Source organism: Oceanisphaera submarina (genome assembly GCF_046521305.1).
Lineage (GTDB): Bacteria > Pseudomonadota > Gammaproteobacteria > Enterobacterales > Aeromonadaceae > Oceanimonas > Oceanimonas submarina.
Window position 1 is genome coordinate 59,983 of the sequence record NZ_JBKGFN010000008.1, and the last position, 20,866, is coordinate 80,848.

Sequence of the window (20,866 nt, forward strand, 5' to 3'; positions counted from 1 at the left end):
CATGGCGCTGGATCTGACTTTTGAATTGATGATGCTGCTCACCGGCGGCTGTGCCCTGCTGGTGTCGGCCTGGCTGTTCTGGCGCGCGCGCCGCCGACGCAGCATGAAGGCACTGGCCGGTTTCGGCATCATGATGGCGCTGTGGTGCAGCGGTCATGTGTCGGTGTTTTATGGCTGGGAAGGATTGGGCAAGATGCTGATCCTCGCCAATCCCCTGATGCCCACCTTCTTCCTCGACTTCGCCGTCGGCTTCGTCAATCAGGGGCCGGGGCAAAGACCCTGGCTGGACCGCCTGGCCCGCCGACGCGGCCTCTTCTATCTGGCGGCCTTGCTGGTAATGGGCGCCAGCCTGGCGCTGGGCGGCGGCAATATTATCGCCTTCGGCCCCTTCAGCCATTACTTCGTGTTCAGTGGCGCCGGCTGGTTCAACATCGCCTACACCATCGGCATAGGGGTGCTGGCCCACGCTCTCTTGCTGTGGGGTTGGCGTGTACATCGTGGTAACCGCCGACGTTCCATCGCCGCCATGTTCGCCGCCGGCGCCTGGGGCCTGTGGCTTGCCACCAGCTTCATTTTCCCCTCCCTCGGCCTCTACTGGTATCCCTGGCCCATGCTGCTGTTACCGAGTTATGTGGTCTTGCTGGTGTACGGCGTGGTGCGCTACCAGATGCTGGAGGTCAACGCCTGGGCCAACCGGGCGCTGCTGTGGATACTGATGACGGTGCTGGTGATGGGGCTGATTGCCCTGCTCAGCTCCATGGCCGGTCAGTTTGGCCTGCAGGCGCTGGCCAGCGTGCCCAAGTGGCAGCTATGGCTCTACTCCATGCTGTTGCTGATGCTGGCGCTGGCGTTGTACCGACCGGTCGGCAAGTTGGTGGAGCGGCTGATTTACCCCGGCAGCCGGCTTGACGAGCAGTTGCTGGACACCTGGCTCAATCGCCTGGCCGAGGCCGGACACTGGACCGAGCTGAGCACGGCGGCAGAGCAACTGCTGGCCCGCCAGATGGGTCAGCCGGTGCTGGTACGGCTGCTGTTGAATGGAGACAGCCCCCCCACCGTCGACGGCCCCTGCATTATCTGTCGCCACCAGCACCAGGGCTGGCAATCCCGGCTGCAGGGATTCGAGGATGTCACGCCCGGACTTAGGCTGGCGGCGGAGGTGTTCGCCTCGCTGCTGACCACCCGTTGCAGCCTGCTGGAGCGTTCGCTGCAACTGGCCGAGGCCGAGCGAAAGCGGCTGTCGGAACAACACCTGGTGGAGCTGGGCGGACTGTCTGCGGCCATGGCTCACGAGCTGCGCAACCCGCTCAATATCATTTCCATGGCCTCCGCCGGGCTCGAGCCCGAGCGCAAGGTCATGATCCAGACCCAGCTCAAGCGCGCCGACCGGCTGATCTCGGACATGCTCGCCTACTCCGGCAATATCGGCGTACAACGCCAGCTCATAACGCTGGGCCCCATGCTGGAGAGCCTGCGCCCCCAGTTCGACTGGCAGCACACCCGCTTCGAGTGCGCCCTGGCCGAAGACGCCCGCCTCTGTGCCGATGCCTATCGACTGCAACAGGTGCTGGTCAATCTGATCGACAACGCCCTGGCCTTCGTGCGGAATCAGCCGGACGGTATGATCCGTATCGAGGCCGGTAACAAGCCCGGCATAGTACGGGTGCACAACAACGGCCCCGCTGTGGCCGAGGACATGCTCAGCCACCTGTTTCGTCCCTTCGTCGGCCGACGCAGTGGCGGCAGTGGCCTGGGACTCTCTATCGTACGCCGGATCATGGATGCCCATGGCGGCCGAATTCGTCACCGCAGCGATCTGGGCTGGCCGGTCACCTTCGAACTCTTTTTCCCCGAGGACAGCTCATGTTGAACCCACCCCGCATCCTACTGATTGACGACGAACCCGCCTTTCGCACCCTGAGCTCCCAGTGGCTGGAGTCGGCAGGCTATCAGGTGCAAACAGGCGCCAGCCTGGACGAGCTGAACGCCGGGCTGGCGCACTTCGATGCAGATTTGATCCTGCTCGATCTGTCGCTGCCCCCCCACTTCGATCCGCAGCAGACCCTGGCGGCGCTGCCCCGCTTCATCGACCGGCCGGTAATCATCCTCACCGGTCATGGCGAACGCGAGCTGGCGCTGGAAGCCCTGCGCCAGGGAGCCTGGGATTTTCTGGCCAAGCCCATAGATCCGGACATGCTGGCGGTGGTGGTCAAACGCGCCCTCACCAAGCATCAGCTGGTGCGCGAGCTCAACAGCCTCAAGCACCAACAGGGTAGCCAGCAGGGGCTGGATACCCTGATTGGCGCCTCGCCGTCGATGAACAGCATCCGCGCCCTGGTCAGCCGCATCGCCCCCACCGACGTGCGGGTGCTGGTCACCGGCCCTTCGGGCACCGGCAAGGAAGTGATATCGAAGGCGGTGCACTCGCTCAGCAATCGCGCCGCCGGCCCCTTTATCTCGGTGCACTGCGGGGCCATTCCCGCCGAGTTGCTGGAAAGCGAGCTGTTCGGCCATACCAGAGGTGCCTTTACCGGCGCCGACAAGGCCCGCGACGGCCTGCTCAAGCTGGCCGACGGCGGCACCCTATTTCTGGACGAGATCGGCGAAATGCCGCTGCCGATGCAGGTGAAGCTGTTGCGGGTGCTGCAGGAAGGCAGCTATTACCCGGTGGGCGGCCGCAGCCTGGAAACCATCGACGTGCGGCTGGTATCGGCCACCAACGCGGATCTGCCGGAGAAGGTAAAGACGGGGGAGTTCCGGGAAGACTTGTACTATCGCATCAAGGGCGTGAATATCGATACCCGTCCGCTGGACGACAGACACGAAGATATACCCTTGCTGATCAGCCATTTTCTCGAGCTCCAGACCCGGGACAATAAACAAGCGCCGCTGCACCCGAACACCGCCGCCTTCAACTGGTTTATTCAACGCCGCTGGCCGGGCAACGTGCGCGAACTGAAAAGCGCCCTCGACAGCGTGGCCGCCATCGCCAGAAACGGCGTCATCACCCTGGAAGACATAGCCCTGCTCTACCCAGATGCCCAGCCTGACAGTGAAGCCAGCGCAGCCCAACCCGGTGACAGCCTGGAAGCCCAGGTGCGGGCACTGGAAATCACCCTGATCAGCCAGGCGCTGGCCAAATTCGACCACAACCGTACCCACGCCGCCCAGGCGCTGGGTCTGTCCCGCCAGGGGCTGCTGAAGAAGATAGAGAGGTATGGACTTTAAGCCCCTTTCGGGGAGCCGACAGCATTCCGACACCAGCCCGCAGGGCGAGGGGTTACGGCATGATGGATATTGCTGCTATATTGCGCCATCTTCCAACGTACAAGAGCACCACCGATGGCACTGGACACCTGGCTTATCTTTCTGGCGGCCATGATTGGCCTGTCGCTCACTCCCGGCCCCAACACCTTGCTGGCGCTGACCCACGGCGCCCTCTACGGTCGGCGCAGAACCCTGTTTACCGTGGCCGGCGGCGTCCTCGGCTTTACCATCGTCATCGCCCTGTCGCTGTTCGGTATCGGTGCCTTGCTGCAGGCCTCCGCAACCCTGTTTACCGCCCTGAAAATCATCGGCGGGGCCTACCTGATCTGGCTCGGCATTCAGCTGTGGCGGGCGCCCGCCCCCAGTGCCGATCCTCATGAGCAAGGCAGTTATCGCAGCGGCGGCTCCCTGTTTCGCCAGGGCCTGCTGTCGGCGCTGACCAACCCCAAGGCGGTGCTGTTTTTCGCCGCCTTTCTGCCCCAGTTCATCGACCCGGATCGCGAGCTGTTTACCCAGTTTATGGTGATGGCGGCCACCTTTGCGTTGACCGAGTTCGTGACCGAAGTCTTTATTGCCAGTTTTGCCCAGCGTACCCGCGCCTGGCTCGTCCGGAGCGGACGTCGTTTCAACCGAATTTGCGCCGGATTGTTCGTGCTGCTCGGCGGCTGGCTGCCGCTGGCTCGTTAAGGGGGGAACGCTCGCATACCTTGCCCGCAATGGTGATATGGAAGTAATAACCTGCTTGCCAGCCATATCAGAGCGAATCCAATATCATCACAAGATGGTAATTTATTCAGGTAGCTACATGTGGTCCATTTCGCTTTCGGGAATAAACCGGTCGCAAATGGACATGCCATTTCAAATTACTCAATAATTAATATTTTATTTCAACAACACTCACGAAACACATCAAAATCCCGTCACGACACATTCCTGACACTCATCAACAGAGTCTTATTTGTCACTTGTTGATAACACCTCATTAATGAACAATGCATTAACTGCAAGGCGCAGGGAACATCGGCTGTGCTGGATGAAGCAATCCAATAATCAACAGCCGTTTTAATTTAATAAAAAACCGTTAACTCGGATTAAATCGAACACATTGAACATCCTGCTCAACAGCCGGATAAGTATTGACTGTTTTATTTAACCTCTTGGCATCAATAGATTATTTTCGAGGAATAAGAAATGGAAAACATCGCTGAGCTGTTACGTCAATATCGCCATGGGCAGGGATTGCCGGCCGAGTTTTATACATCCAAAGAGATGTTCAAATTCGATATGGAGCAGGTATTCAAGAAAACCTGGATTTATGCCGGCGTGGTATCCGAGTTCAAGAAGAAGGGCGAATTCAGGGTGGTTCAGGTGGATAACAACTCCATCATACTGGTTCGGGATCAACAGGGCGAGATCCGCGCCTTCCATAACTCCTGCCGTCATCGGGGTGCCCAGATCTGTACCACCGACAAAGGCAATGTGCCCAACCTGGTCTGCCCCTACCACCAGTGGACATATAACCTGAACGGCGACTTAATCTACGCCGGACGCATGGGTGAGTCCTTCTCCTGCAAGGGCAACGGCCTCAAGCCCGTCGCCATCGAGTCGATCGCCGGCCTGCTGTTTATCAACCTGTCGGAAGACCCCTCCTATGCCGACATAGAGAAGATGAAAGCGGATCTTGCTCCCTATGTGGGCTTCTATCAGCTGGACAAGCTCAAGGTCGCCAAAGAGATCGACATCATCGAAAAGGCCAACTGGAAACTGGTGGTGGAAAATAACCGGGAATGCTACCACTGCAACGCCAACCACCCCGAGCTGTTGAAAAGCTGGCCTCCGTTTGGTGCCGGGTTCGGCTGGCCGGACGATCCCCGGGAAGCCGCCGCCATCGCCCAGAAGATAGACGAGGCCTATGCGGTCAAGCGCCCCCTGTGGGACAGCATGGGCATGACTCACGAGCCGCTGGATCTGACCGAGGATCGCTGGTATCGCGCCATGATGATGATTCTGGAAAACGGCGCCCTGTCGCAGACCATGAACGGCGAGCTGGCCTGCAAGAAACTGCTACCCGGTTTCAGTGTGCCGGACAACAGCGACCTGTCCATGTGGACCCATTACAACTCCTGGCACCACTTCATGTGTGACCATGTGGTCACCACCATGGCCATCCCCATTTCGGAAGACGAAACCCTGGTACGCACCCGCTGGCTGGTGCATGAAGACGCCCGGGAAGGGGTCGACTATGACCTGGATAACCTGACTCATGTGTGGGTCAAGACCAATGATCAGGACAGATGGCTGGCAGAGGTCAATCATGCCGGCATTCGTTCCGACGCATACCGGCCGGGACAGTATTCGGAAGAAACCGAGGGCCTGGTGATGAATTTCATCGGCTGGTACATCAAGCAGTTACAATCCGGAATTTAACAGAGATTCGTTCTCATCGGCTCAATCGCACCTTTTTCGGTAGGTAAAAACATGTTCGAAACCAAGCATTCATATCTCAATGATATCGCCCGGGATCAGCCACTCAGGAACCCCGTCTCGGAAGAAACACACAGGGCGGCCAGGGCCTATCGCCTGCAACAGGTCAGGGAACAACTGGTCAAGAACGACTGTGCGGCCGTGCTGCTCTATGATCCTGTCAATATCCGGTACGCCACCGATGCCTCTAATATGCAGGTCTGGACCGCCCACAACGCCTCCCGTTATGCCATGGTCTTTGCCGACGGGCCGGTGATCATCTGGGAATTCCACAACTGTGAGCACCTGTGCGAACACCTGGAAACCGTGGATGAAGTGCGCATGGCCATCAACTGGGCCTATTTTGGCGCCGGCCCACGGGTATCGGAAAAGGCCAAGGTATGGGCGGCAGAGATCGCCGATCTGCTCCGGCAACACGGAGGCGGAAACATGCGCCTGGCGGTCGACAAGATGGAGCCGGAAGGCGTGCCCTGCCTCAATGCCCTGGGAGTTCAGCTCCAGCAGGGGCAACCCCTGCTGGAGCAGGCCCGCTCCGTTAAATCGGCAGAAGAGCTCGAGCTGATGAAATGGACCATCACCGTATGCGAACACGGCATACAACGCATGTCCGACGAACTGCGCCCGGGCATGACAGAGCAGGAACTGTGGGCCTATCTGCACTTCGAGAACATCCGTAATGGCGGCGAGTGGATCGAAACCCGTCTGCTGGCCTCGGGGCCGCGTACCAACCCCTGGATGCAGGAATGCAGTAATCGGGTGATGAACGAAGGGGAAATTATCGCCTTCGATACGGATATGATTGGGCCCTATGGCTATTGCGCCGATATCTCCCGCGCTTGGACAGTAGGCCATGTACGTCCGACGGACGAGCAACGTCGCCTTTACAGCGCCGCCTATCAGCAAATACACCACAACATGGATATCCTGAAAGCCGGAATGAGCATCAAGGAATTTGTCGACAAGAGCTGGCCCATTCCCGATGAGTTCTACAAGAACCGCTATTGCTGCGTCGCCCATGGTATCGGCATGGCGGATGAGTATCCGGCCATTGCCCATGCAGGCGACGACTGGGAAAAGTCGGGTTATGACGGTGTTTTCGAAGAAAATATGACTATTTGCATCGAAAGCTGTATCGCCGTAGAAGGTGGAAAAGAAGGTATCAAGCTGGAGGAACAGGTACTGATCACCAAAGATGGATGCGTGCCGCTTTCCAGCTACCGCTGGGAAGAAGGCTGGCTCATCTAACCATGTGGCTGTGGGTTATATGACTCACAGCCTTGTTCATTTACACTCTGTTAATTTAAAAACATTTACCGTTAGGGCGCCTATAGATTTACATCACCAATTTACACCGCCAAGGATGATTCACTTAAATTTATTTTAATGTGATCAAGGAGAGAAAATGCTTAAGGAAAACACAGTAAACAACCCAGTTGATATAGAAGTCAACATACACACCTCTAAACAGGGATTCTATAAAGGCCTGAATCCAACGATTACCATTATCAGCAAGGTTATTATTGTTACGCTAGTGTTGTTTGCCATCGTCATGCCAAACAAAGCGACAGAAGCCCTGGGTGTAGTCAATACCGCACTGCTTTCGATGTTTAATTCCTATTATATTATCTCGGTCAGTCTATTCCTTCTTTTCTGTCTTACCATGGCTCTTAGCCCGCTGGGTAAAATAAAGCTGGGCCAGGATCAGGAACGTCCGGAATTTTCCAACTTTTCCTGGTTTGCTATGATGTTCGGTGCCGGCATGGGCATAGGGCTGATGTTCTACTCCATCGGTGAGCCCATGTATCACTTTTCCGGTAATCCAGAAGTCATCAAGGGGGCGGTCAGCGCCAAAACCGCCGACACCGTAGAATCTGCCATGCGCTTCTCCTTCCTCCACTGGGGGCTGCATGCCTGGGGCATTTATGTTTCTGTCGGCCTGGCCATGGCTTATTTCGCCTATCGACTGAACCAACCGCTGACCATCCGCTCCGCCCTGACCCCGCTGTTTGGTGACCGACTGAACGGCCCTCTGGGCCATGCCATCGATATCATCGCCGTGGTGGCGACCGTACTGGGGATCTCCACCACGGTCGGCACCGGCGTGCTGCAGCTGATTTCCGGCTTTGAAAGCGTCACCGGTGCTTCCTGGTTATTGAATGACGCGGGTAAACCCACCAGCACGGCCATGGTGCTCGCCCTGCTACTGGTGATGGGCCTGTCTACCCTGTCAGCCATGACCGGCGTCGGCAAGGGCGTCAAATGGCTGAGTAATATCAACCTGACGCTGTCCTTTATCCTGTTGGCGGTGTTTATTATCTTCGGCTCCACCGGATTTGCTTTCTCAACCTATATCAGCGGTCTGGCCGATTATCTGATCGAGCTGCCGGCAATGAGCTTTACCGTCTGGGACAGAGAGTCAGAACTGGGTCAATGGCAGGGTAGCTGGACTATCTATTACTGGGCCTGGTGGATCGCCTTTGCTCCCTTCGTCGGGCTGTTTCTGGCTCGAATTTCGAGGGGCCGCACCATACGAGAGTTCGTCATGGGTGCCATGATAATTCCGACCCTGATGTGTGCTTTCTGGTTCGCCCTGCTAGGCGGTACCGCCCTGGATTTGGAGCTGAACGGTGGCGCCAACGGCAGCATAATAGGCTCGGCCATCGAATCCCAGATGTTCGTTACTCTGCAGCAGCTGCTACCGGCCGAGGCAGCCATGGGCATGTCGCTGATGGTGATCCTGCTGATCCTGACCTACCTGGTTACCTCGGCGGACTCCGGCGTGCTGGTATTGAACACCATAATGGCGGGCGGTAACGACCAACCTGGTGTCAGTCACCGCGTGATCTGGGGAACCATCCTTACCCTGGTGGTGGGCTCACTGATGCTGGCTGGAGGCCTCAGTGCCATTCAAACGGCCATGGTCATAGGTGCGCTACCCTTCTCGGTGATCATGATACTGATGTGTCTCGGCACCCTAAAATCTGCGTTTACCAGAAGACAGGGAGCGAAAATACAGAGTGAGCCGGTGTGATATACGGGGCGGGTAATTCCCACCTCATTTATTAAAAATAATATAAACCAAAATCCATACATACTACTGGAAACCGAGATGACGACTATCTTACGTAAAAAAAGCAGCCCGCGCATGAGCCAGACGGTAGCGGTCAATAACTTCGTCTTCCTGTCGGGTCAGGTCTCCGACAACCTGCAGGGTGATATTAGACAACAGACCACAGAGGTTCTGACAAAAATAGAAAGGCTGTTATCAGAATCCCACTCCGATAAATCGCGATTAATCAGCATCAATATCTGGCTCAGTGACATGAGTCATTTCGATGCGATGAATGAAGTCTATGAAGCCTGGCTGGACAATGCCCACCAACCCACCCGGGCCTGTGTCCAGTCGGCACTGGCCGACCCGAGCTATCTTATCGAAGCTCAGGCCGTAGCGTTGGCAACGCCGCAAGCTTGAGTCGTACTTACCATGATTCAAAGGGCCTGGTTGACGGGCCCTGTTTGTATTCTGTAACAAGCCCCCTGACAAGAGCTCAGTCGGCCTGTACATCGGTATTGTTGACGATGGCATCCAGCTGGGCTACATCTTTCTCTGCGTCATTCAGCAACCAGTCACGAAAGATACCGGCCGAAGCCGACAAGGGTTTTGTCGTGCTGTAAACCAGGTAATCGGCCCTGCCGGTTTCGACATAAAAATCTCCGGCTATCTTGATAAAGCGGTTTTCCAGCATTTCCTTGAGCATGAACTCCCAACCCAGGGTGATTCCCATCCCTTTCAGGGCAGCATTGACCGCCAAAGGGACCTGATTGAAAATCAACGAGTTTGAAGGGACATGGTAATGAATACCAAAGTAACTGAACCAATCGCCCCAGTTCATCCAACGCCACTTCAAGGGGTCAAAATGAACAATGCGATTATTCAGTAAATCTTCGGGCGTATTTATCTCGGTCAATGACATATCATAGGCACAGATAGGGTAAATACGCTCACGGAAAAGATAGTGCCCGGTCAGATTTGTCTGCCATTTGTCATAACCGTAAAGGATCCCCAGATCCGACTTGCGGCAATGTTCTTCATTGATATCGTCGGTGGCATAGATATTGATGTTGATATCAGGGTATTCCATGTTGAAGCGGGCAATTCGGGGAAACAACCAGTAATTGGCCATCGCAACCGTTGAAACGATAGTAATGTTTTTACTGTAGACGTGGGAACGGATCAGGTTGCAGCTGTCCGCTAACTGCCACAACACCATTTTTACATCGATAAACAGCTTCTGGCCATCATCGGTCAGCATCACCTGCCGACGCTCCCGATAAAACACCTCGATCCCTAAGTACTCCTCCAGCAGCTTGATCTGCTTACTGACCGCACTCTGGGTCACGCACAGCTCGTCGGCAGCGCGGGTAAAGCTGCCGTGCCTGGCCGCGGCTTCGAAAAAGGTAAGAGTCAGCAACGGTGGCAATTGCTTAAACAGAGGTTTCATTATCTCGACTCCATGTCATTAAACTCATTCCTTTTCATCATACTACCCAGTAATCCAGTCTCATAGGTAAAGAGTACAGAGTCAAAGAGCCTCCGTATATTTCTCGCCCGGTATCACCTGTCTTTTGATATTCCTGACAGGAATCAATCGGTGCTTATTCGTCCATTGTAAATATTTTGTCAAAACATAGTATCGATTACATAACATATCAGGAGCCCGACCATGAAAAAGATACACCGCCTTCCTGCCATCGATGGTGAACTCGGTTGGTATGAAACATCGCCGTTAACAGGACGCACCAAGGGAGACCGGCTAAAGGGCAAGCATAAATTCGATGCGCTCGTTATCGGCGCCGGCTTCACCGGCCTCTCTACCGCCAGCCGCCTGGCAGAACTATGGCCCGACAGCCGCATCGCCCTGGTCGATGCCCTGCGTGTCGGCCAGGGTACCTCGGGCAGGAATGCCGGCTTTATCATAGATCTGCCCCATAATCTGGATGCCAATGCCGACCCCGAGATCGACAAGAAGGTCTATCAGCTCAACCGCTTTGCCATTAGCCGGCTGGATCAGATTCGCCAGCAAAATGGCATTGATTGCTCATGGCAGAAGGCAGGCAAGTATTTTTCCGCTCATGAAGCCAGCAATTTGTGTCATCTCGATAGCTTCACTAGGACCCTGGATGCACTGCATACCCCCTATGAGGTCATCGAAGGCTCCGCATTACAGCAGCGGCTGGGCACGGGGTATTACCAGAAGGCCGTGTACACACCGGATAACATACTGATGAACCCGGCGGCCCTGGCCCAGGGGGTGGCGCTGGCGCTGCCCGATAATGTCACCCTGTTTGAAAACAGCCCGGTCACCGGCATCGAATATGGCAGCCCCCACAGAGCCGGTTTCCTGGGTGGCGAGATCGAAGCCAAAACACTGGTGCTCAGCACCAATTCGTTTGGCGAAGAGTTTGGCCTGTTCCAGCAGCGACTGGCGCCGGTGTTCACCTATGCCAGCCTGACTCGCCCCATGAGCGAGCAGTATTTCCCGGGGACAGCTCCCTGGGGCCTAACCTCTGCGCACCCTGCCGGCACTACGGTACGCCTGACCCCGGACAGACGCATTTTTATCCGCAATAGCTTCAGCTTCGAAACCTCGTTGCGGACCGATCAACACACTCTGGACCGGGCCTGGAAGCAACACCGGGCATCGTTCTCCGCCCGCTTCCCGGAACTGGGCGAACTCGACTTCGAATATACCTGGGGCGGTATGCTGTGCATGACTCTCAATCACCAGTCCTTGTTCCAGCAGTCGGCAGACAACCTGTATGCGCTCAGCGGCATGAACGGGGTCGGGGTCGCAAAGGGCACCTACCTGGGCTATTACCTGGCCGAATGGATTGCCGGTCGTAACAGTGACGAACTCGCCTTTATACGCCGGCACAACCAGCCCAGCTGGGTGCCACCCGATCCCCTTCGTTCCGTGGGCGCCCGTATCCGGCTGCGTTACGAATCCGGCAAGGCGGCCGGTGAAATATAAACCGCGTCCCCGGCCATCGTCAGCAGGCACAAGCCGGGGATTTTCCCCTTACTCCGAATCCATTGATTCCCCAAGAGAGCAACAATCATGACCCCTTCCGTACACTCTGTGAATACCCAGACCTGGGTCAATGGCCGTCATCTGGTGCGCTGTGTCAAGGTCATCCAGGAAACCTGGGATGTAAGAACCTTCTGCTTTATGGCCGAGCAGCCGGTGATGTTTTTCTTTAAACCGGGTCAGTTTGTCACCCTGGAGCTGGAAATCGACGGTCGGCCAGTAATGCGCAGCTACACCATTTCGTCCTCTCCCTCGCTTCCCTACAGCTTTTCTATCACCATCAAGCGGGTCCCGGGCGGCCTGGTTTCCAACTGGCTACATGATCACCTGCAGGAAGGTCATGAGATTGCAGTACATGGTCCGGTCGGCAATTTCAACTGTATCGATCACTCGGCCAACAAGGTGCTACTGCTTTCCGGTGGCGTCGGTGTCACCCCAGTGATGTCCATGGCCCGCTGGTGGTTCGACAGTAACGCCGAGGTGGACATGGTATTTGTGCACAGCGCGCGCACACCCAAAGACATTATCTTCCGCCGCGAGTTGGAGCACATGGACTCACGCGTAACTAACTTCAACCTGAACCTGATCTGCGAGCGCTATGAGATCGGTGATACCTGGAGCGGCTTTACCGGTTACCTGGGAGAAGACATGCTCAGGCTGATCGCTCCCGACTTTATGGACAGGGAAATCTTCTGTTGCGGGCCGACTCCCTATATGCGCGCCGTTAAAGCCCTACTCGAACGCCAGGGCTTTCCCATGGCTCGCTATCACGAAGAAAGCTTCGGGGCTACGCCGGATGAGGTCAAGACAGATGTGGCCGAACAAATTGAGCAGGCCCAAGAAGAAAGCGATAACCTGGTCAGCGAGGATATGCTACGGGTCGATTTCGCCCAATCGGGCAAAAGTGTCAAAATTGCCCCGGGTGAAACCGTACATAGCGCAGCCTCCAAGCTGGGGCTCTATATCCCCAAAGCCTGCGGCATGGGTATCTGCGGTACCTGCAAGGTACTCAAAATCTCTGGCGAGGTGACCATGGAACATAACGGAGGCATTTCCGAGACCGATATCGCCGAAGGCTATATCCTCAGCTGCTGCAGCATCCCGGAGAAAGATCTAGTCGTTGCTTATTAAGCAGGAAGGGTATCAAGAATGGGGGCGGCCGAGCCCCAGCTACTCCCATTCTTGTCTCGCAGCCGTATTTATTTCAGGTTGAAATAGAACACGATCAACAGCGCGATGGGCGACAGGTAGCGGATCACCGGAAACCAGACCCAGTGCCAGCCGCCCAGCTCGGCAGCGGAATGCGCCGGCTTCATCTTCCAGCCCACGAAGACGGCGGTAAACAGGGCGCCGAGCGGCATCATGATGTTGGCGGTCAGGTAATCATAGAGATCGAACAGTGTCTTGCCTTCGAAACGCGCAAACATGTCGAGCGGGGTAAAGCCGGACCATTCGTTGAGCGACAGCACGGTCGTAATACCCACCAGCCAGGCGACCAGGCCACCACCGATGGCCGCCTTGACCCGACTCACGCCTTTTTCATTCAGGTAGCTGACCAGTGACTCCAGCATGGAGATGGACGAGGTCCAGGCCGCAAACAGCAGTAGCACGAAGAACAGGGAAGCGAAGAAGCTGCCGCCGGGCATCTGGCCGAAGGCCACCGGTAGGGTAACGAAGATCAGCCCCGGGCCCGCCCCCGGCTCCAGCCCATTAGCGAAGACGATAGGGAAGATCGCCAGCCCCGCCAGCAGCGCCACGCCGGTGTCCATAACAGCCACCACCACCGAAGTGCGGGCGATGGACACATCTTTTTTCAGATAGGCGCCGTAGGCCATCATGGCACCGCTGGCCAGACTCAGGGTAAAGAAGGCATGCCCCAACGCGACCAGTATCGCCTCGGCGGTGAGCGCAGAGAAGTCGGGCTTGAACAGAAAGCTGACCGCCTCGCCGAAATGACCCGTGGTCATGGCATAACCGACCAGGATCAGCAGCAGTACGAACAGCGCCGGCATCAGCTTGGTGACCGCCCGCTCCAGGCCATGCCGTACGCCGCCGGCCGACACCAGCACCGTCAGCCCCATGAAGATGGAATGCCACAACAGCAGCTCACCCGGCGAGGCCAGCAGGCCGCCGAACAGGGCGCCGGAGTCTTCCGCCGCTATGCCATTGAATTCACCGCTGACCGCCGACACTATGTAGGGCATGGTCCAACCGGCAATGACGCTGTAAAAAGAGAGGATCAGAAACGCCGCCAGGGTCGCCATAATGCCGATCCCTCCCCATCCCTTGCTGCGACCTTCGGTGGCCGCCACCCGTTCCATGGTACCGATGGGGCTCTTGCCGCCACGGCGCCCCAGCATCACTTCCGCCATCATCAGCGGCAGGCCGATCACGGCGATACAGGCCAGATACACCAGCACGAAGGCGCCACCGCCATTTTCACCGGTGATATAGGGAAACTTCCAGATATTTCCCAGGCCTACCGCCGACCCTACCGCCGCCATGATAAAGGCAAAACGGCTGGACCACTGGGCCGGGTTGCCGGCCTGCTGATTGTTCTCCGCCACGGGCGCTGCCACTCCTGTTACTGGACACAAAAAATGTCAGCGATTCTCCCCCACACCAGGTGTAAAGGTTAGCTGACAGTATGTCCTGCTAGTTTGCCATTAATGACTAAGATAAAAAATGGCCTGCTATAGAAAATTCAGTTTTATGCCGATTTCATCACTCAATCTGACCTGGCTCACTCCTGTTTCAGTACACCCCGGCGGATCTGATCTTCTTCTATGGATTCGAAAAGCGCCTGAAAATTCCCCTCCCCGAAGCCTTCATTACCCTTGCGCTGGATAATTTCGAAGAAAATCGGCCCTATCACGGTGTCGGTGAAGATCTGCAGCAACAAACCCTGGCCCTCGGTGGGCGCACCGTCCATCAGGATCTGGTTTTCCTGCAGGCGGGGCAGATCCTCCCCATGGCCGGGCAGACGAGTATCCAGCTTTTCGTAATAGGTGTCCGGTGTCGTCATGAAGCTCATGCCACCGTCACGCAAGGTTTCCACCGTACGATAGATATCATCGGTGCCCAGGGCGATATGCTGTATCCCCTCTCCTCTGTACTGCTGCAGAAACTCCTCGATCTGGCTTTTTTTGTCCGATGACTCGTTGATCGGAATACGAATTTTTCCGCAGGGGCTGGTCATGGCCCGAGAGCGCAGCCCGGTGAGCTTGCCTTCGATGTCGAAGTAGCGGATTTCACGAAAGTTGAAATGCTGCTCGTAGAAACCGGCCCACAAGTCCATATGCCCCATCTCCACATTGTGAGTGAGATGGTCGATATAGGTGAGGCCCACGCCTTTGGGGTGCTGATCCACGCCGGGAATGGGGCGAAAGTCCACATCGAAGATGCTCTGATCGCCATAGCGATCCACCAGATAGATAAGGGAGCCGCCGATGCCCTCGATAGCCGGGATCTGCAATTCCATGGGCCCGGCACCGGACTCCACTACCGTGGCGCCCTGCGCCGCCAGCGCTTTGATGGCAGTTGCCGCGTCTTTGACCCGAAACGCCATGGCGTTGGCGCCGGGACCGTGAAGGTGGGTGAATTGTTCGGCCCGGCTGTGGGGCTCGGCATTGAGGATGAAGTTGATGTCGCCCTGACGATACAGGGTCACCGCTTTGCTTCGATGACGAGCGATGGCTACAAACCCCAGCCGTTCAAACAGCTCGGCCAGCCGCCGGGGCTCATGAGAGGCGTACTCCACAAACTCGAAGCCATCGGTCCCCATGGGATTGTCCCACAGCCCCTTGTTGTTGCTCACCGCCATGATGCTCTCCTTTCCCCTGATGATGCGCATTAAGTATAAGGGAGGAGGGCATTCCCGGGCCGGAGCCGGGTCAACAAGATGTAAAGAAAGAATTACAGGCGAAACCAAAGCCGTAAGCTGTCAGCGATCAGCTGTAAGCCGCCCGGTGTTGCCTGCAGGCGCAACGTCATACCTGCGGAGCAGGCATATTGTCATTTCGCTCCCCCGCACCGGAGAGACGGCTTTTAAAACTTACAGCTGACGGCTTACAGCTCCCGAAGGGGCTATCCCTGCCAACGACTGACACCCGGGTAACCGCCTTCGAGCAGTTCCTTGATGAAGGGAGAGGGAATTTGCCGATCGGCCAGCAGAAACACCTGCTGCCGGGCGCGGGTCAGACCAACGTAGAACAGCCGCCGCTCTTCCGCATGGGGAAAGGCCTCGGCTTCCGGCAGCAGTAACTCCAGCAGAGCCGAACCGTTCTGCTCGGGCGGAAAACCGAACTTGCCCCGATTCAGCCCCAGCATGATCACGCAGTCCGCCTCCTTGCCCTTGGCTCCGTGCAGGGTCTGGGCCTCCAGCTTCAGTTCGGGAAAGCGCCGGCGCCAGCCGGCCAGCTGTGCGTCGTCCGGCAGGCCGAAGCGAAAGCGGGCCAGCAGGTACACGGACGCATCGGCCCGGTTGGCGGCAATCTGGCCCAGTAGCCGGCTCACGGTGTCCATCTGGCTGTCGTTGTCGACCGGCAGCACATGCACGCTGGGCGAGTCGCTGCGATGATGGGTGCCGAGCGTCTTCGGCAATTGTGCCGGGTTGCGGGTAACGAAGCGACTGGCCACCTTTTCAATTTGATTGTTGAAACGGAAGGTCTTGTCGAGACGGGTGATCCGGCTGGCACCGAAATGCTCGACAAAGCGGGTGGTCAGCGACACATCGGCACCGCTGAAGCGATAGATGGCCTGCCAGTCGTCGCCCACACAAAACAGCGACAACCCGGGGGCGGCGTCACGCAATGCCTGCAGCAGGGCGGCCCGGGGAGCGGAAATATCCTGAAATTCATCCACCAGTATATGGCGCCAGAGCACCTCGAAGCGGCCCCGGCGCACCTGCTCGGTGGCCTGCTCTATCATGTCGTCGAAGTCGATTTCGCCCAGCTTGGCCAGATGTTGCTGGTAACGGTGCAACAACGGCCGCACCAGTGTCAGCTGCTCGCTCAGCGCCGGCGTCAGTTCCTCCGGCTCGGGTTCGCCGTAGAGCTTGAGTGCCGCCACCAGCGGTGCCCACTCCCGCGCCAGCCGCCGATAGTCCGGTTGTGGCACGACCTGAAAGCGATGCCGCCGCAACCAGTCATGCAATTGGACGCCATAATGCTCGTCCTGCTGACAGTCTTGCTCCAGCCAGCCGGCGAAGGTATCGATGCGGCTGCTTTCCTGTTGCGCCAGGGGGCTGAGCCGCGGGCTCTTGCCCGCTACCCGCGACAGTATCATCAACCCCAGAGCATGAAAGGTACTGGTCTTGACGGACGCGGTCTCCGGGCGACGCGCCAACCGCTCACTCATTTCCGTCGCCGCCTCGTTGCCGAAGGCCAGCAACAGCAAGTCACCGGCCCGGGCCTGTTGCGACGCCAGCAAAAAAGCCGTCCGCGCCGCCATCACACTGGTTTTACCGCAGCCGGCGCCGGCCAGCACCAGGTTGTGATCTTCGTCCACCACGCAGGCCAGCCGCTGGGCTTCGGTCAGGGGATGGGCTTCCAGTCCGTCAAATAAGGCACCGTACTCGGCCAGCGCCTGCTTGCAGTAATCCTGACAGCATTGCTCCCGCCAGCCTTCATCCGCCGCCATCAGGGTCGCCACCAGCTCGAAGGCGGCCCGCTCCCGGTCGGTCAGGGCGATGGGCGGCGCATATTGACGCCAGTCCACCGGTTCTTGCCGCAGCCACTGCTTCAGCTGTTGCCAGCGGGACACTCGCAGATATCCCTGTTCCAGCAGCGCCAGACAAGACTCGGCCAGCGGGACCACCCGCCCGGCATGATGCCGAAACCAGCCCAGGGTGATGGCCTCGCACAGCGGCTCGGCCACCACTTTCGGCAACCAGCCCAGCTCTATATTGCCCTGAGTGCAGGGCAATCGCAGCCGATAGAGCCGCCGCCCCTGTGCCAGCATCGGTGGCGCGTTCAGCTCGGTCCAGCCCAGGGCATGACGTTCGCGTTTGAGATGCAGCACCAGACCGTCGGCAGTCGGTTCGGTAGCGAGAAAGGGATGGTTGAACCAGGGGGCCAGCCAGTGGGCGCGGAAGAGCGGCATGGTACCGCCTTATGCCCGGGTATTGATCAGCTCACCCAGAATCATGTGCGTGCGCACCGTCTTGATATGGGGGGTCTGTTCAATGATATGACGAATGGCATCCAGCCGCTCCATGGAGACGGCTTCGACATAGACCAGCATGTCGGTTTCGCCGCTGATGGTGTAACAGAGTTTCACTTCGGGCACGGCGCGCAATGGCTCGGCATATTGCTCGCACCGGCGTACGTGATAGCTGAGGGCGAAGTAGGCGCGCACCAGGGTCTGCGGATGGCCGAGCCGGGCGTGATAGCCGCGAATAACGCCCCGCTCTTCCAGACTCTTGATGCGTTCGGATACCGCCGATCGCGACAGATTGACCTCGCGGGCAATACTGGCCACCGCCAGTCGGGCATTCTCCGTCAGCAAGGAGACGATTTTCTGATCAAACTTGTCCACTACACCCTCTTTTTCAGTATCCCCGACCAAACGTCGGCCAAAAGCGACGTTTCGCCGTGCTCAAGCACCGGTGTGCCAGGCCTTATTATCGTTATCTGGCGTTAATATATCAGAATTCTTGCATACGGATTTGAAACAACATGGGGCGTTTGAACAAAGAACTGGGGCTGAGCTACGGCACCGGCATGATGGCCACCTCCCTGCTGGGCAGCGGCATCTTCGTAGTACCGGCGGTGGCCGCCAGCCTGGCGGGCGCCGACTCCTTGTGGGCCTGGCTGATACTGATGATTCTGGTGCTGCCGGTGGCCTTCACCTTCGCCCGCCTGGGGCGAGCCTTTCCCCACGCCGGCGGTGCGCCGCACCTGATTGGCCGGGCCCTGGGCATACCCATGGAAAAGCTGGCGGCCTTTTTATTTCTGGCGGTGCTGCCGGTAGGTCTGCCCGCCATGCTGACCCTGACTGCCGGCTTCTGGCATGCGTTGTTTCCGTTGTCGGATAACGGCGACCTGCTGGTGCAGCTGAGTACTTTGGGGCTGGTGCTGGTGCTGGGCAGTCGCAAGAGCGGCGCCTCGGGGCTGATCCAGTTGCTGATCGCCCTGGCCATTATCGGCTTGCTGGCGCTGGTGTGGGTCAGCGGTGAGCTGATCCATGAACCACTGGCCACGCTGCCACCGGTCGAACAGGTACAGTGGACGGCGCTGCCGACCGTGCTGGCGGTGATGTTCTGGTGTTTCGTGGGGCTGGAAGCCTTTACCCACATGGGGGAGGAATTCAAGAATCCGGAGCGGGACTTTCCGCTGGCGCTGCTGTTTGGCGTGCTGCTGGCCGGCTTCATCTATCTGGCCTGCGCCATGGCGGTGGTGAAGTTCGGCGTGTTCGGCAACGAACTGACCAACACCACCTCCTTCCCGGTGCTGGTGGCCGCCCTGCTGGGCGAAAAAGGCCGCTGGGCCGCGGCTCTGGTGGGGTATCTGGCCTGCTTCGCCAGCCTAAACCTCTATGTACAGGGGTTTGCCCGCCTGCTGTGGAGCATGGCGGACGAGGGCAAGCTGCCCGCCGCTTTGGCACAACTCAACCGCAACGGCTCCCCCTTTCGCGCCCTGACCTGGGTCATTGCGGCCTGCACCCTTTGTACCCTGGCGGCCTGGCTGTTCAAGCTGCCGCTCGAGGCACTGATGCGCTATGCCAACGGCAACTTCATTCTGGTGTATTGGCTTGCCATGGTGGCGGGCGTCAAGCTGCTCACCGGCGGTTACCGCTGGCTGGCGCTGCTGGCCAGCCTCTTGTGCCTGGGCGTATTCGTCTCGCTGGGGCTGGAAGCCGGTTACGCGCTGGTGCTGGGCGCCGCCTTTGTGCTGATGCGCCGATGGCGCAGACATAAAATCGGGCGCAAAGCTAATCCAACCGCTTCCTGAAGCGCCGGGCCGCCACCAGCAGTCCCAGCAAGGTAAAGCCTCCCAGCCAGAGGGCATCGGGCGCCAGCGCCATCAGATCGGCATCGCGCAGCAGTATGCCCCGGGCCAGGCGCATGTAATGGGTGGCGGGCAACCCCTCGGCCAGCCATTGTGCCGCCACCGGCATGCCATCGAAGGGAAACATGAAACCGGACAGCAAAATCGAGGGGATCAGCACAAACACCGTCATCTGCATGGCCTGCAACTGGCTTTGGGCCAGGGTGGAGATCACCAGCCCCAGAACCAGGCTGGCGGCGATAAACAGCAGGGTAGCCAGCAGCAGCTGTAACGGACTGCCGTTGAGCGGCACCGCGAAGATAAAGAAACCCAGACCGAGGATGATCACCAGCTGCACCAGGCCGGCGAACACATAGGGAACTATCTTGCCGATCATCAGCTCCATCGGCGTCACCGGTGTGGTGATCAACAGCTCCAGATTACCTCGCTCCCGCTCTCGTACTATGGCCGAGGCGGTAAACAGCACCATGGTCATGGTGAGGATCACCCCGATCAGACCCGGAATAATATTCACCGCCGCCCGCCGCTCCGGATTGAAAAACAGCGTCACCTCAAAGTCTCCCTGAGGCCGGCTTATTCCGGGATCGTCCGGCAGGCTGGCCAGCTGCAATATGGCGCTGGCAATCAGGGTGTCGGTGCCGTCTACCAGCCACTGCCCCCGGGCGAGCCCGTCCTGGCGGCGACGTTCCAGATCGGCGGGCAGGATCAGCGCCGCCCGTACTCGACCGGCGATAATGGCGGTTTCGGCCTCGACCGGGTGAGTAAAACGCTCGGTAAAGACCACCAGCTGACTCGCTCCCATCCGGGCCACCAGCGCCCGGCTCTGGCTGGTCGCCGCCTGATCCACCAACGCCACCGGAATATCCCGTATCTTGGTGTTGATGGCATAGCCAAACAGCAGCAACTGGAGCAGCGGCACCATCACCACCATGGCGAAGGTAAGCCGGTCTCGGGACAGCTGACGAAATTCCTTGAGGGTAATGGCCCTGATGCGCCGCAGGCTGTTCACGGCTTTCT

Annotated in this window: 16 protein-coding genes; 10 read left to right on the plus strand and 6 right to left on the minus strand. The window is 58.1% G+C overall.

Features of this window, described 5'->3' with window-relative positions:
• Position 1 precedes the first annotated feature (1 nt).
• The 7 genes from ACLEIV_RS09465 to ACLEIV_RS09495 all read left to right on the plus strand — a co-directional run bounded on the left by ACLEIV_RS09465 (position 2) and on the right by ACLEIV_RS09495 (position 9,223).
• Positions 2 to 1,870, plus strand: coding sequence for an ATP-binding protein (locus ACLEIV_RS09465; protein ID WP_410456402.1), 1,869 nt, complete (start codon positions 2 to 4; stop codon positions 1,868 to 1,870).
• Positions 1,864 to 3,228: a sigma-54-dependent transcriptional regulator gene (locus ACLEIV_RS09470; RefSeq protein ID WP_410456403.1), complete on the plus strand. Its 1,365-nt coding sequence runs from the start codon at positions 1,864 to 1,866 to the stop codon at positions 3,226 to 3,228. The genes ACLEIV_RS09465 and ACLEIV_RS09470 overlap by 7 nt, the downstream gene beginning before the upstream one ends.
• 114 nt (positions 3,229 to 3,342) lie before the next feature.
• The gene (locus ACLEIV_RS09475) at positions 3,343 to 3,954 is read left to right on the plus strand and encodes a LysE family translocator (RefSeq protein ID WP_410456404.1); all 612 of its coding nucleotides are present in this window, start codon (positions 3,343 to 3,345) and stop codon (positions 3,952 to 3,954) included.
• A gap of 504 nt (positions 3,955 to 4,458) precedes the next feature.
• Positions 4,459 to 5,694: an aromatic ring-hydroxylating oxygenase subunit alpha gene (locus ACLEIV_RS09480; protein WP_410456405.1), complete on the plus strand. Its 1,236-nt coding sequence runs from the start codon at positions 4,459 to 4,461 to the stop codon at positions 5,692 to 5,694.
• A 51-nt stretch (positions 5,695 to 5,745) separates the two neighbouring features.
• Positions 5,746 to 6,996: a M24 family metallopeptidase gene (locus ACLEIV_RS09485; protein ID WP_410456406.1), complete on the plus strand. Its 1,251-nt coding sequence runs from the start codon at positions 5,746 to 5,748 to the stop codon at positions 6,994 to 6,996.
• Between the two features lie 157 nt (positions 6,997 to 7,153).
• Positions 7,154 to 8,782 carry a BCCT family transporter gene (locus tag ACLEIV_RS09490; protein WP_410456407.1) on the plus strand — a complete coding sequence of 543 codons (1,629 nt, stop codon included), beginning with the start codon at positions 7,154 to 7,156 and terminating at the stop codon, positions 8,780 to 8,782.
• A 78-nt stretch (positions 8,783 to 8,860) separates the two neighbouring features.
• The gene (locus ACLEIV_RS09495; protein ID WP_410456408.1) at positions 8,861 to 9,223 is read left to right on the plus strand and encodes a RidA family protein; all 363 of its coding nucleotides are present in this window, start codon (positions 8,861 to 8,863) and stop codon (positions 9,221 to 9,223) included.
• Positions 9,224 to 9,299: 76 nt separating this feature from the next.
• Here the strand turns inward: ACLEIV_RS09495 and ACLEIV_RS09500 are convergent, their stop codons facing one another.
• Positions 9,300 to 10,253: a LysR substrate-binding domain-containing protein gene (locus ACLEIV_RS09500; protein WP_410456409.1), complete on the minus strand. Its 954-nt coding sequence runs from the start codon at positions 10,251 to 10,253 to the stop codon at positions 9,300 to 9,302.
• Between the two features lie 222 nt (positions 10,254 to 10,475).
• Between ACLEIV_RS09500 and ACLEIV_RS09505 the strand changes: the two genes are divergently transcribed.
• Both ACLEIV_RS09505 and ACLEIV_RS09510 read left to right on the plus strand, forming a co-directional pair.
• Entirely contained in the window at positions 10,476 to 11,783 is a 1,308-nt protein-coding gene (locus ACLEIV_RS09505; RefSeq protein WP_410456410.1) for an NAD(P)/FAD-dependent oxidoreductase, read from the plus strand.
• A gap of 87 nt (positions 11,784 to 11,870) precedes the next feature.
• A complete protein-coding gene (locus tag ACLEIV_RS09510) occupies positions 11,871 to 12,971 on the plus strand; it encodes an FAD-binding oxidoreductase (protein ID WP_410456411.1) in 1,101 nt (366 codons plus the stop codon).
• A 68-nt stretch (positions 12,972 to 13,039) separates the two neighbouring features.
• Here ACLEIV_RS09510 and ACLEIV_RS09515 read toward each other — a convergent pair whose 3' ends face one another.
• The 4 genes from ACLEIV_RS09515 to ACLEIV_RS09530 all read right to left on the minus strand — a co-directional run bounded on the left by ACLEIV_RS09515 (position 13,040) and on the right by ACLEIV_RS09530 (position 18,377).
• Positions 13,040 to 14,407 (minus strand): sodium-dependent transporter, encoded by a 1,368-nt coding sequence (locus ACLEIV_RS09515; RefSeq protein WP_410456412.1) that lies wholly within the window; start codon positions 14,405 to 14,407, stop codon positions 13,040 to 13,042.
• A gap of 176 nt (positions 14,408 to 14,583) precedes the next feature.
• Complete coding sequence (hppD, locus tag ACLEIV_RS09520) at positions 14,584 to 15,663, minus strand: 4-hydroxyphenylpyruvate dioxygenase (protein WP_410456413.1); 1,080 nt, start codon at positions 15,661 to 15,663, stop codon at positions 14,584 to 14,586.
• A 263-nt stretch (positions 15,664 to 15,926) separates the two neighbouring features.
• On the minus strand, positions 15,927 to 17,942 hold the full coding sequence (locus ACLEIV_RS09525) for a UvrD-helicase domain-containing protein (RefSeq protein WP_410456414.1): 2,016 nt from the start codon (positions 17,940 to 17,942) through the stop codon (positions 15,927 to 15,929).
• A gap of 9 nt (positions 17,943 to 17,951) precedes the next feature.
• On the minus strand, positions 17,952 to 18,377 hold the full coding sequence (locus ACLEIV_RS09530) for an Lrp/AsnC family transcriptional regulator (RefSeq protein ID WP_410456415.1): 426 nt from the start codon (positions 18,375 to 18,377) through the stop codon (positions 17,952 to 17,954).
• Positions 18,378 to 18,517: 140 nt separating this feature from the next.
• Here ACLEIV_RS09530 and yjeH point away from each other — a divergent pair, with 140 nt between their 5' ends.
• Positions 18,518 to 19,792: an L-methionine/branched-chain amino acid transporter gene (gene yjeH, locus ACLEIV_RS09535; protein WP_410456416.1), complete on the plus strand. Its 1,275-nt coding sequence runs from the start codon at positions 18,518 to 18,520 to the stop codon at positions 19,790 to 19,792.
• On the opposite strand, the gene ACLEIV_RS09540 is transcribed toward yjeH, so the two are convergent.
• The gene (locus ACLEIV_RS09540; RefSeq protein WP_410456417.1) at positions 19,773 to 20,858 is read right to left on the minus strand and encodes an ABC transporter permease; all 1,086 of its coding nucleotides are present in this window, start codon (positions 20,856 to 20,858) and stop codon (positions 19,773 to 19,775) included. The two genes, yjeH and ACLEIV_RS09540, sit on opposite strands and share 20 nt — an antisense overlap.
• Positions 20,859 to 20,866 lie beyond the last annotated feature (8 nt).